At 63.6% G+C, this 12,401-nt stretch carries 6 protein-coding genes; 4 read left to right on the top strand and 2 right to left on the bottom strand.

Annotated features, from left to right (window positions below):
* Positions 1-11: 11 nt before the first annotated feature.
* On the bottom strand, positions 12-953 hold the full coding sequence (locus LCH97_RS17430; protein ID WP_227302745.1) for a diguanylate cyclase: 942 nt from the start codon (positions 951-953) through the stop codon (positions 12-14).
* Entirely contained in the window at positions 950-7,915 is a 6,966-nt protein-coding gene (locus tag LCH97_RS17435) for a response regulator (RefSeq protein ID WP_227302746.1), read from the bottom strand. Before LCH97_RS17435 ends, LCH97_RS17430 begins: the two co-directional genes overlap by 4 nt.
* Before the next feature lie 388 nt (positions 7,916-8,303).
* Between LCH97_RS17435 and glyQ the strand changes: the two genes are divergently transcribed.
* The 4 genes from glyQ (at position 8,304) to gmhB (ending at position 12,400) form a co-directional block, all read left to right on the top strand.
* Positions 8,304-9,194 (top strand): glycine--tRNA ligase subunit alpha, encoded by an 891-nt coding sequence (glyQ, locus tag LCH97_RS17440; RefSeq protein WP_147689114.1) that lies wholly within the window; start codon positions 8,304-8,306, stop codon positions 9,192-9,194.
* 3 nt (positions 9,195-9,197) lie between these two features.
* Positions 9,198-9,665, top strand: coding sequence for a surface-adhesin E family protein (locus LCH97_RS17445; protein WP_227302747.1), 468 nt, complete (start codon positions 9,198-9,200; stop codon positions 9,663-9,665).
* 2 nt (positions 9,666-9,667) lie between these two features.
* On the top strand, positions 9,668-11,734 hold the full coding sequence (glyS, locus tag LCH97_RS17450) for a glycine--tRNA ligase subunit beta (protein WP_227305418.1): 2,067 nt from the start codon (positions 9,668-9,670) through the stop codon (positions 11,732-11,734).
* A 123-nt stretch (positions 11,735-11,857) separates the two neighbouring features.
* Positions 11,858-12,400 carry a D-glycero-beta-D-manno-heptose 1,7-bisphosphate 7-phosphatase gene (gene gmhB / locus LCH97_RS17455; protein ID WP_227302748.1) on the top strand — a complete coding sequence of 181 codons (543 nt, stop codon included), beginning with the start codon at positions 11,858-11,860 and terminating at the stop codon, positions 12,398-12,400.
* Position 12,401: the final 1 nt, after the last annotated feature.

The following is a 12,401-nucleotide window of genomic DNA, read 5'->3' on the forward strand; positions in this document are numbered from 1 at the left end:
TTGGCTGCGTGCTAGCCCAAGCTGTACAGCGCGCTGCTCAGCTCGCTATTGATGCCGGCTTCGCCGATGACGCAGTTACGGCCACTGCGCTTGGCGTGGTACAGGCGCTGGTCGGCCAGTTGCAGCAGGCTGGAGGGCGTATCGATACCATTTTGCAGGCTGGCCACGCCGGCGCTGATGGTGACCACCTGGCTGACCAGCGAAGCCGGGTGCGGGATGGCCATGGTTTCTACCGTACGGCGCATGCTTTCCAGTAGCTGCCACGCCCCCTGGCCCTGTGTAGCGGGCAGGATCACGACAAATTCTTCGCCGCCATAGCGGGCGGCCAGGTCGCCGGGGCGACCCAGGTTGGCCGCAATGGTTTGCGCCAGCTGCTGCAGCACGCGGTCGCCCATGGCATGGCCGCAGTGGTCGTTGTACTGCTTGAAGCAGTCTACGTCGATGATGGCTACCGACAGCGGTAGCTGGTTGCGGCGGGCGCGCTCCCATTCACCGTGGTAGACCTGGTCCAGCTGGCGGCGGTTGGGCAGCTCGGTCAGGCCGTCGATATTGGCCAGGCTTTCCAGCATGCGGCGCTGCCGCTCCAGCTTGAGGTGGGTGGCCACGCGCGCCTTGACGATGACCTCGTTCAGCGGCTTGGTGATGTAGTCCACCGCGCCGCGCAGCAGGCCTTGCGCCTCGTCTTCCGGCCTGTCCTGGCCGGTAATGAAAATCACGGGAATATTCTTGGTGCGCGCGTCGTGGCGCAGGGCTTGCAGTACGGCAAAGCCGTCCATTTCCGGCATCACGACATCAAGCAAAACCAGGTCGGGGTGGTGCTCGCGCGCCAGCTGCAGTGCCTGCTGGCCGTTTTTGGCCATCAGGACGGTGTAATCGGTTTTCAGCAGGCCATCCAGCAAGTGCAGATTGATGATGACATCGTCCACGATCAGGATTTTTTGTTGTTGTTTCATGTGGTACTTCCGATGGGCAAGTCCAGTGTCTTGATCAGTGTTTGCAGCTGTCGATAAGCCTGATCATATTCTATCTGATCTAGTAATTTACCGATATTAATCAAATGCTCATGGCAATCTATAGGCATTGCATCAAAAAGTGCGGCTAATGCTTCATCGGCACGGGAGTCGGCGTGCTTGAGTTTATCTTGCAAATGTTGCAAAAGCCGCATTTGTTCCAGAGGCGTCTGCGGCTGCGCGGTACTGCGCGCTGGGGCGCTGCGGCTGTCTTGTAGCTGGCGCAGGGTTTTATCCAGCTCGTCTTGCAGCTCGGGCAGCAGGGCTTCGGCGGCCAGGCGCTGGTGGTCGCGCAGGGCGCTGTCGATATCCGATGCCAGCCGGGCCAGGCGCTGTGCATCCACGTAGGCTGCAGCGGCTTTCAGGCTGTGCGTGTGGTATTCGATGGCGGCCCAGTCCCCGGCTTCGCGTAGTAGCTGCAGCTTGGCAGGCAGCTGGCGGTAGCTGCTGACAAAGTGGTATTGCAGGCGTTGCGCCAGGTTGTGGCTGCCCTGGCGCGGGGTGGGCTGCAGCGCGCGGCGTGGCTGGTGGGCGGGTAGCCAGCGCAGCAGGGTGGCAATCAGGGCATCGGGGACGATGGGTTTGTCCAGATGGTCGTTCATGCCGGCGGCCAGGCTGGCCTGATGGTCGCTGACCATGGCGTGCGCGCTCAGCGCCACGATGGGCAGGCTGGCGTGCGCCGGGTTGGCGCGTATTTGCCGGGTAGCGGCAAAGCCGTCCAGCATGGGCATCTGGATATCCATCAGCACCAGGTCGTAGTGGCCGATATTGACAGCGTCTACCGCATCGACCCCGTTTTCGGCGATATCGATCAGCAGCCCGCTGTCTTCCAGCATGCCCAGCACCACCTCGCGATTGATGGCATTGTCGTCTACCAGCAGAACACGGCAGCCGGCTACGCCGGACAGGCTGGCCAGCTGGATGGCCATGCGCTGTTTCTCATCTGGCGGGGCGGGCAGGGCGTGGCCTGCCAGGCTTTGCAGCAGGGTAAGCACGCTGGCAGGGCGTGGCGGTTTGGCCAGCATGCCTTGCAGGCCCGTGGGCAGCTCGTCTTCGTTGTCGCCGTAGGGCTGGATCAGCATCACCACGGCCGGTTCGCACGCCAGGCGGGCATCGCGCAGGCGCTGCAGGGTGTCGCTACCGCTCCAGCCCGGCATCTGGCTATCCAGCAGCACCAAGTCTATGGGCTGGCCTTGTTCGCTGGCCTGATGGAGCTTGGCCAGTGCAGCCATGCCATCGCCGGCTTCGCTGACCTTCATGCCCAGGTTGAACAGCATATTGCCCAGGGCGCTACGTGCTTGCGGGTGGTCGTCTACCACCAGCACATGGCGGTTGGGCAGCGGAGTGTCGGGGGCGGTATCGGTTTGCCATGGTAGGGTGATGCGCAGGGTAAAGCTGCTGCCGCGGCCAGGCTGGCTGTCTACGGCCAGCTCGCCTTGCATCAGGCTGGCCAGCTGTTTGCAAATGGCCAGCCCCAGGCCGGTGCCGCCGTAGCGCCGCGTTACCGAGCCGTCGGCCTGGGTAAACGAGTGGAACAGCTGGTCGCGCAGCGCCGGCTCTATGCCGATACCGCTGTCTTGCATGGTGAAGCTCAGGGTCACGCTATGGGCGTCTTGCTCGGTAACCGCTACCGACAGGGCGATCTGGCCGCGCTCGGTAAATTTGGCGGCATTGCTGGCCAGGTTGCACAGGATTTGCTCCAGCCGCAGCGGGTCGCCGATCAGCCTGCCGGGCACGTTGGCCGCAATCTGGTAGATGGGTTCGATGGGTTTGCCCTGGATGCGCAGCACCATCACGTCGGCCACGCGTTCCAGAATGTTGTCCAGCGAGAAGGGCACGCTTTCCAGCGTGAGCTTGCCGGCTTCGATCTTGGAGAAGTCCAGAATGTCGTTGAGTATCTGCAGCAGCCCTTCGCCGCTGGCCAGAATCTTGTGCAGATAGTGGCCTACTTGCAGGTCCGGGTCGCGCTGCAGCGCCAGGCGGGCCATGCCCAGAATGGCGTTCATCGGGGTGCGGATCTCGTGGCTCATATTGGCCAGGAACAGCGATTTGGTGCGCGTGGCGTCTTCGGCGCGCTGGCGCGACTCGGCCATGGCCTGTTCTGCCGCTTTGCGCGCGCTGATATCCATGATCACCACCACCATGCCGGCGTCCGGCTCGGCCGGGTTCACCAGCTTGGCGCTGATAGCGCACCACACCGGGCTGCCATCCTGGCGCCGCAGCGCCATGTCGGTTTCCAGATAGCTGCTGCGTGTCAGGTGGCCGGTAAGCTGGTAGTCGCTTTCGCTGAGGTAGGCCAGCTGGGTGGGCTGTTTGTCCAGCGCGCCACGGGGGTAGCCCAGTATCTGCTCGAAGCCCTGGTTGCACTGCTGGAAGACGCGGTCGCGCACAAAGGCAATGCCGACCAGCGCGTTGTCCAGAATGGCTTGCTGCTCCAGCCGTATCTGGTTCAGCCGGGCGGTGCGCTCCTGTACCTGGCGCTCCAGGTTGTCGTACAGCCGCGCATTGTCGATGGACACCAGCGCCTGCAGGGTAAGCATGCGCAGGAAGGTGAGCCGGTCGTGGCTGAACGCGTGCTGAATCAGGCGGTTTTCCAGGTACAGCACGCCGATAACCTGCTGCTTGCGCAGGATGGGCAGGCACAGCACCGAGCCCGGCTGGTGTTGCTCGACGTAGGGGTCGGCATGAAAGCGTTGCGAGGCGGCCAGATTGCCTTCTACCAGCGCTTCGCCTGTGCGGATGACATAGCGCAGCAGCGACAGTGGCAGCAGCGGGTGTTGCCGCGCGTCCAGCAGTACCGGCTCGGGCTTGCCGCGCTGGCCATCGCCACCTTCCAGCAACCAGTGGTTCTGGTAGTGCAGCAGCAGGCGGGCAGTCTGGGCACCGGTGTTTTCCCGCACGATGTCCAGCAGCCGCGCCAGTACCCGCTCCAGGCTGAGCTCGCCAGACAGGGCGCGGGTTGCTTTCAGAATGGACGCCAGGTCCAGCGAGCTGGTGTTGTCGCTGCCGGTATGCGTGCTATGGCTAACCGTTTGGGGCGCGCTGGCTTCGGCTGGTGCGCTGGCCAGTTGCAGGCCTTTGGCCTGATAGCGCTGCTGCAGCTGGCTGGCCTTGCCGCTGGCGCCCCATGCCTGGTAGCCCTGCCAGGCTTGCTGCAAAAACAGCTGGGCAATGGCGGGCTGGCCACAGGCCAGCCAGTAGTCGCCATAGCTTTCGCGGGCGATGGCGGCGATGTGGGCAAAGCCGTGCTGGGCCGCTTGTTCGATGGCTTGCTGGTAGTGCTGCTGTGCCGCGATGTGCTGCCCGTCCAGCCTGGCCTGTTCTGCTTGCAGCAGGCTATGGCGCGCGGCGAAGTTGTCGGCGCACAGGCTGGCCCAGCCGGCGTAGCTGGCCAGGCAGCCGGCCAGGGTGGTTTGCCAGCTGTCCTGCTGCGGGTGGTCTGGCTGTTCGCGCAGGGCGCGGGCAAGGATCAGGCCGCAGTAGAAGGTGGCTTCTGCCACTTTGAACTGGCCGGCAACGTTGGCCGCAATATGGGGCAGCTGCGCAGTCAGCGCGATGGCGTCGGGGCTGCGCAGCAGGTAGCCGGTAAACAGCTTGCTGTGATGGTAGTAAGCCAGGTGTAGCGGGCTGTGCTGGTAGTGCTGCAGGAAGTCGTGCTCGCTGAAGGTTTCGTCGTCGAAGCTGTGTGGCTGGTAGCTCAGCCCCATCAGGCAGCACAGCGGCTGCACGCTGCCGACGCGGGTGCAGTCGTACATGTCTTGCCGGGCATGACTTTGCAGGCGCTGCAGGTCTTGCTCGCCCAGCTCCAGCAGCTCGGGCAGGTACTGGCCCTGCATGATGCGGTCGGTGCCGCGTACCGCCAGGATATAGCCTTCGTTCAGCAGGTCGCCGCTTTCCTGGCTCCAGTGCAGGGCTTCCTGGTAGTAGCCGTTCAGGCTGCGTAGCGGGTGCTGCCAGTGCCCCAGCTTGCTGGCGTACAGAAAGTGGGTATTGCCGCGAATGGCAAGCTGGTGCTGCTTGTTGGACAGGTCCAGGGCGAGCTGCCCCCATTGCTCGGCCGCCGCATATTGCTGGTGCAGCTGGCCCAGGGTAAAGCCGTACAGGGCGTAGGCGTAGGGCGATAGCTCGTCATGGCCGTGTGTGAGCGATAGCCGCGTCATGTGCAGGATGGCGAGGGCGTCCAGGGTCAGCTGGCCAGACAAGTAGGCCGCGTGGCTCACGCCAAACAGCAGGGCCATGGCGGCTTGCGCCGTGTGGTCGCTCATCTGGCCCAGGCGGTGCAGCACGGTACTGTCGGGCAGGCCGTGTGCTGTGCCCAGCTCGCTTTCCAGCGCGTGTAGCTGGGCTTGCTGCTCGGCCAGGGTGGCGGGCAGGCTGATGCCCAGCATGGCCAGACACTGGCGCTGCAGCTGCAGGGCGTCGTCAAAGCGGCCTTGCAGCAGGTACTGGTGTATCTGTACCAGATAGCCTTCGATTTGCGTGGTGACGCAGGGGCTGTGGGCTTGTAGCTGCGGGTAGAGGCTGTCGGCCAGGGCAAACTGGCCGCAGTGGCTGGCAGCGTCGCACAGGCCCAGCAGGATGTGGCGCAGATCGTCGCTGGCGGCGTACTCCGGCAGCAGCTGCTGCGCCAGCTGCATATGGTGCAGGGCGGCGGGGTAGGCGGCAGCACCTTGCGCCAGCTTGCCGGCTTTGTAGTTCAGCACGGCCAGCTGTTCGCGTTCGGCGGGGTCGTGCAGCAAAGCCACGGCCGGGTTCAGCTGTTCCAGAATGGCGTACAGGTCGTCTTGCAGCTGGGTGCTGTGCGCCAGCAGGCTGCGGCCAACCTTGAGGTGTTGCTGGCGTTGGCCGGCTTCGTCGTACAGCGCGTAGGCGGCTTGCTGGATGCGATCGTGCACAAAGCGGTAGTCGTCGTGCTCGACGGTGTTGTCGTGGCCGCCAGGGCGTATCAGCTCGTGTGCCAGCGCCGGTTTCAGCTGCAGGCGTGCGCTGGCCAGCGGCAGTGCCGCAATGCGGGCCAGCTGGCTGAGGGTAAAACGGTTGCCCAGTGTGGCGGCCAGTTGCAGCAGTGCCTGGGTATTGGCCGGCAGGCTGCGCAGCTTGTCTACCATCAGGGCAACGACATTGTCGGTAAAGGCGGTGTTGTCCAGGGCCTGTTGCTGCCAGCACCAGCGCGCTTCTGCCGGGTGGTAGAACAGCAGGCCACGGTCGTACAGGCTGCGCAGGAACTGGCGCAGGAAAAACGGGTTGCCCCGGGTTTTGTGCTGGCATAGCGTGGCCAGCGCGCTGATGCTGTCTAGCGGGCACTGCAGTGTGTCGGCCAGCCACTGGCTGATGTGGGCTTGCCCCAGCGGTTCCACCGTCAGCGTTTGTATGGCAACACCGTGCTGTACCAGCGCCGATTGCAGGTGTATCAACGGGTGGTTGGTGCCGGTTTCGTTATCGCGATAGGCGCCCAGCAACAGGATATGCCGGGCTTGCGGGCTAGCCAGCAGCTGTTCGATCAGGCCCAGGGTGGCCGGGTCGGCCCACTGCAGGTCGTCCAGAAAGATCACCAGCGGGTGGTAAGGGCTGGCAAAAGTGCTGGCGAGGGTGAGCAGTAAGCGGTGTAACCGGTGCTGTGCTTCTTGCGGTGGCAGCGGCGGGCTGACATGCTGGGCTGGCAGCAGCAGGGCCAGCTCCGGCAGCAGGGCGCACAGGATGTCGGCCTGTTCGCCCAGCGCATTGCGTAGCAGCTGCGACCACTGTGCCAGCTGGCTCTGCGGCAGGGTCAGCAGCTGGCGCAACAGGTCTTGGAACGCCTGGATAATGGCCGCGTACGGCGTGTTGCGCTTGTACTGCTCGCATTTGCCCGCCACGAAAAAGCTGCCTTGCTCGTTGGCCGGCTGGCGTAGCGCCTCGGCCAGTGCCGATTTGCCCACGCCGGCGAAGCCACCCAGCAATACCAGCTCGTTATGCGGGCCGCGGCAGCGGGCAAAGGCCTGCACTAGCTGGGCAAGCTGCGGCGCCCTCCCGTAAAGGTTATCCGGCAGCACCAGTTGGACGCGCTGGCTGCCCCAGCTGGCTTGGTCGGCCAGTGGCTGGGTATCGGCCAGCAGCTGGCGGCATAGCTGCAGGTCATTCTTGAGTAGGGCAATCGTCTGGTAGCGGCGGTCCGGGTGTTTTTCCAGTAGCCGCTGCACCACAGCCACCAGCTGCGGCGGCAGGCTGGCAAAGGCGGGCAGCTGGAAGTCCGGCGGGCGTGCCAGGTGGCTATGCACCAACTCCATCGCATCCTGGCTATCGAATGGCAGCTGGCCGCTTAGCAACTGGTACAGGGTGACGCCCAGCGAATAGTAGTCGGCACGGTAGCCCAGCGTATGGCTGGTACGGCCGGTGTGCTCGGGCGAGCTGTACGCCAGCGTGCCTTCGTAGCGCTGTCCGGTAGGCGGCTCGTAGCTGGGGGGCTGGGCCAGGCCGAAGTCGATCAGCTGTAGCTGGTGCGTGTCGGCGTTCCAGACGATATTGGCCGGGTTGATGTCGCGGTGCACCAGCTGCGCCTGATGGACACAGTCCAGGGCATCGCATAGCTGCAGGCCCATTTCCAGTACCAGGCCGGGCGGCAGTGCCTGGCCCGCCTGTTCCAGTAGCTGGCTTAGCGCCACACCTCCGCAATCTTCCAGCACCATCACCCAGTGTTGCTGGTGCTGCAGCAGCGCCAGCGGCTGCACGATGCCGGCGTGGGCAAAACGCTGCAGGCAGGCGTATTCGGCCTGGAAGCGCGCTACGTCAGCGGCTTGCGGCTGCGGGTGGCGCAACACCTTCATGATGACAGGTTGGCCGCTTTGCCGGTGCTGGCTGCGGTAGATCAACGAGGTGCCGCTATCGTGTAGCAGGCTGCCTGGGTGGTAAGCGGGCAGTGTGATCATGGTATGAGCCTGTTCCTGCGCGTGTGCTGTGTGCCGCCTTGGCTGGCGCCCGCGTATCTGGCCTGCGTGGCTGGCTGCCGTGTAACTGGCGGATATTTACTAGCTTTTTATATAGAACATATGCTTGTTCTGTGATTTTGTGTGAATCGACGGCTGACTCGCTACTAAATTGATGCAATTTGTATGGCTTGCCAGCGTGCTGTGGCATTTTATGCAGACAGATCACGCCGTCAGGTGTGGCCGCAAGGCGGCTATACCGGCCGTCATGATGCGCTTGGCAGCGCCTTGGCCAGGCCTATGGCCGGCCTGTCGCCGCGCCGTGCTTTCCCCGCCTTCCCCTATACGGTTAGAATCGGGCTTTGTTTTTCAATCTTTCAGATTCCGCCACATGCTCACTTTCCAGGAAATCATCCTCACCCTGCAGCACTACTGGAACCGTCAGGGCTGCGCTTTGTTGCAGCCGTACGATACCGAAGTGGGCGCAGGCACCTCGCACACCGCCACCTTCCTGCGCGCCCTGGGCCCGGAACCTTGGCACGCTGCCTACGTGCAGCCTAGCCGCCGCCCCAAAGACGGCCGCTACGGCGAAAACCCGAACCGCCTGTTCCAGCATCACCAGTTCCAGGTGGTGCTGAAACCATCCCCGCCGGATATCCAGGACCTGTACCTGGGTTCGCTGCGCGAGCTGGGTATCGACCCGGCCATCCACGATATCCGCTTTGTCGAAGACGACTGGGAAAACCCCACCCTGGGCGCCTGGGGTTTGGGTTGGGAAGTCTGGCTGAACGGCATGGAAGTGACCCAGTTCACCTACTTCCAGCAAGTCGGCGGCCTGGACTGCAAACCGGTACTGGGTGAGATCACCTACGGCCTGGAGCGCCTGGCCATGTACCTGCAAGACATCGAAAACGTGTACGAGCTGGTGTGGACGCGCCTGCCGGACGGCACCGTGGTGACCTACGGCGACGTGTTCTTCCAGAACGAGTTCGAGCAATCGAAATACGCCTTTGAAGAAAGCAATGTCGAGCTGCTGTTCAAACAGTTTGCCGACTACGAAAGCGAAGCCAAGCGCCTGCTGGAAGCCGGCCTGCCGCTGCCGGGTTACGAAACCATCCTGAAAGCCGGCCACACCTTCAACCTGCTGGATGCCCGCGGTGCCATTTCGGTGACCGAACGCGCCGCCTACATCGGTCGCATCCGCAACCTGTCCCGCGGTGTGGCCCAGGCTTATTACGACGCGCGTGAAGCCCTGGGCTTCCCGATGTGCAGAAAAGACTAAGCCATGAAGACAGCGGTAGCCTTTTTCACCCTGATCGCGGTGCTGGCCGGCCTGACCTGGTATTTGGCCAGCCAGCAGGAAGCACCGCAGCAGGAAGGCAATTTCCAGGTGTACCAGAGCGGTGACGCGCTGGAGCTGGCCATCGACCTGGACAGCATTGCCAATGTGAACGAAGGCTTTGTCCGCTTCATCAACCAGGAGCGTTACGCCGAGAAAAAGCAGGAAGACAGCCTGGGTATCAGCTATCAGGTACGCCGCCTGGAAGGCCGTGCCGACTGCCAGAACATGCAGTACGCCTTTGTGAACACCAGTTACTGGACCAAGCGCAACAAGCATGTCTACACCCAGATGTTCCAGCTGCAGCGCTTTAACTGGACCTTCGTGCCGGTGGAGCAGGGCTCTATTGCCGAAACCATGCTGAAGATTGTCTGCCGCCTGGCACCTAACGCCCCCAGCGAAAAGATTGAATGAACATGACCCAACAAGCCACCTTGCTGATCGAGCTGCTCACCGAAGAGCTGCCGCCAAAAGCACTGGAAAAGCTGGCTAACAGCTTTGCCGACACCATTACCGACGAGCTGAAAAAGCTGCAGTTTGCCCCAGCCGACGCTGCGGCCAACGTATACGCCAGCCCGCGCCGCCTGGCCGTGCAGATTCCGGCCGTAGCCGCCATCCAGCCCGACCAGCACATTGTGCGTCGCGGCCCGGCAGTATCCGCCGGCATGAAAGACGGCCAGCCGTCGCCGGCACTGGCCGGCTTCGCCCGCTCCTGCGGCGTAGACGTGGCCGCGCTGACCACCGTGCACGACGGCAAGCAGGACGTGTACGCCTACGAATCCACCAAAGCCGGCGAGGCGCTGTCCGCCGTGCTGTCCGGCATTGTGGCCACCGCGCTGAAAAAGCTGCCGGCACCCAAGCTGATGCGCTGGGCCGACCTGGACCTGCAATTCGTGCGCCCGGTACACGGCCTGATGATGCTGCACGGCGAGCAAGTGATTGCCGGCGAGGTGCTGGGCCTGCAAAGCCGCCAGCTCACCCGTGGCCACCGCTTCCTGTCCGCCGGTGACGTCACCGTGGCCAACGCCGACGCCTACGCCCGCACCCTGGCCGAAGAAGGCAAAGTCATTGCCAGCTTCACCGCCCGCCGCGAGCTGATCCGCCACAAGCTGGCCGAAGCCGCCGCCCGCCTGAACGCCACCATCGCCGCGCCGGATGCACTGTTCGACGAAGTGACCGGCCTGGTGGAATGGCCGGTGGTGCTGGAAGCCGGCTTCGAGGCCGAGTTCCTGAATGTGCCGCAGGAATGCCTGATCCTGACCATGCAGCAGAACCAGAAGTACTTCCCGCTGCTGGACGCGGACGGCAAGCTGATGAACCGCTTCCTGCTGGTGTCCAACCTGCAGACAGAAGACCCGCGTTACATCATCGGCGGTAACGAGCGCGTGCTGCGTGCCCGTCTGTCCGACGCCAAGTTCTTCTACGAGCAAGACCAGAAACAACGCCTGGACAGCCGCCTGCCGCGCCTGGCCAATGTGGTGTACCACAACAAGATCGGTAGCCAGCTGGCGCGCGTCGAGCGCCTGCAGACCATCGCTGCCGCCATCGCCGGCAAGCTGGGTGCCGATAGCGCCCTGGCCGCCCGCGCGGCGTATCTGGCCAAGGCCGACCTGGTGTCCGACATGGTGGGCGAGTTCCCCGAGCTGCAAGGCATCATGGGCCGCTACTACGCGCGCCTGGACGGTGAAGACGCCGCCGTGGCCGACGCCATCGAAGGCCACTACCACCCGCGCTTTGCCGGCGACAGCCTGCCGCAAGGCCCGATCGCCACCGCCGTGGCGCTGGCCGACAAGCTGGAAACCATCGTCGGCATCTGGGGCATCGGCCTGATTCCTACCGGCGACAAAGACCCGTTCGCGCTGCGCCGTGCCGCGCTGGGCGTGCTGCGCATGGTGCTGGAACAGCCGCTGGACCTGAAAGCGCTGATCGCCGACGCTGCCGCCGCCTTCCCGGCCGGCCTGCTGTCTGCCACCGTGGTGGACGAGGTGTACGCCTTTGCGCTGGAACGCCTGAAAAACTACCTGGCCAACGACTACAAGGCCGACGAGATCGACGCCGTACTGGCGCTGGCACCAACCCAGCTGAACGAAGTGGGCGCCGTGCTGGCCGCCGTGGCGCAGTTCAAGGCGCTGCCGGAAGCCGCTACCCTGGCTGCGGCCAACAAGCGCGTGAAAAACATCCTGAAGAAAGCCGAAGGCGACATCGGCATGGTGAACCCGGCGCTATTTGCCGAAGACGCCGAACGTGCGCTGTTTGACGCCATCCAGGCACTGGCTCCGGCGGTGGAGGCGAAGTTTGCCGCCCACGACTTTGCCGGCGCGCTGACCCAGCTGGCCTCGCTGCGGGCACCGGTTGATGCCTTCTTTGATGGCGTGATGGTGATGGCAGACGACCTGGCCGTGCGTGGCAACCGTATTGCGCTGCTGGCCAGCCTGGCCGCGCTGTTCAACCGCGTAGCGGATATCTCGCTGCTGGCTGACTAAAACTGCCTAGCCACGAAAACCACGAAACAACACGAACAAGGCGAACCATGCGCTACTCGGCGCGTGATGTGTCTTTTGTGTTTTTCGTGGTGTTCGTGGCAAAAAATGGCTTAAAAGGACACCATGAAACTCGTCATCCTCGACCGCGACGGCGTGATCAACCAGGATCGCGACGACTTCGTCAAGAACACCATGGAATGGCAGCCGCTACCGCGCAGCCTGGAAGCCATTGCCAACCTGACCCAGGCCGGCTGGCGTGTGGTGGTGGCCACCAACCAGAGCGGCATCGGCCGTGGCCTGTTCGACATGCACGCGCTAAACGCCATGCACGAAAAAATGCACCGTCTGGTGAACCAGGCCGGTGGCCGCATTGACGCGGTGATTTTCTGTCCGCATACGGCAGACGACCAGTGCGATTGCCGCAAGCCCAAGCCTGGCATGGTGCACGAGGTGATGGAGCGCTTCAATGTACGTGGCGACGGCCTGCCGCTGATAGGCGATAGCCTGCGCGACCTGCAAGCCGTGGCCGAGGTGGGCGGCAAGCCTTTGCTGGTGCGTACCGGCAAAGGCCTGCGCACGCTGGAAAAAGGCGGCCTGCCGCAAGGCACGCAGGTATTTGACGACCTGTTCGATGCGGCAGACTACCTGATCAATCTGGACAACTGAG

Origin of the sequence: Vogesella sp. XCS3 (assembly GCF_020616155.1) — a bacterium.
In the GTDB taxonomy this organism is placed as follows: domain Bacteria; phylum Pseudomonadota; class Gammaproteobacteria; order Burkholderiales; family Chromobacteriaceae; genus Vogesella.

Coding starts and splice junctions, on each gene's coding strand:
- LCH97_RS17430 (WP_227302745.1), bottom strand. CDS start 953: ATGAAACAACAACAAAAAATCCTGATCGTGGACGATGTCATCATCAAT.
- LCH97_RS17435 (WP_227302746.1), bottom strand. CDS start 7,915: ATGATCACACTGCCCGCTTACCACCCAGGCAGCCTGCTACACGATAGC.
- glyQ (WP_147689114.1), top strand. CDS start 8,304: ATGCTCACTTTCCAGGAAATCATCCTCACCCTGCAGCACTACTGGAAC.
- LCH97_RS17445 (WP_227302747.1), top strand. CDS start 9,198: ATGAAGACAGCGGTAGCCTTTTTCACCCTGATCGCGGTGCTGGCCGGC.
- glyS (WP_227305418.1), top strand. CDS start 9,668: ATGACCCAACAAGCCACCTTGCTGATCGAGCTGCTCACCGAAGAGCTG.
- gmhB (WP_227302748.1), top strand. CDS start 11,858: ATGAAACTCGTCATCCTCGACCGCGACGGCGTGATCAACCAGGATCGC.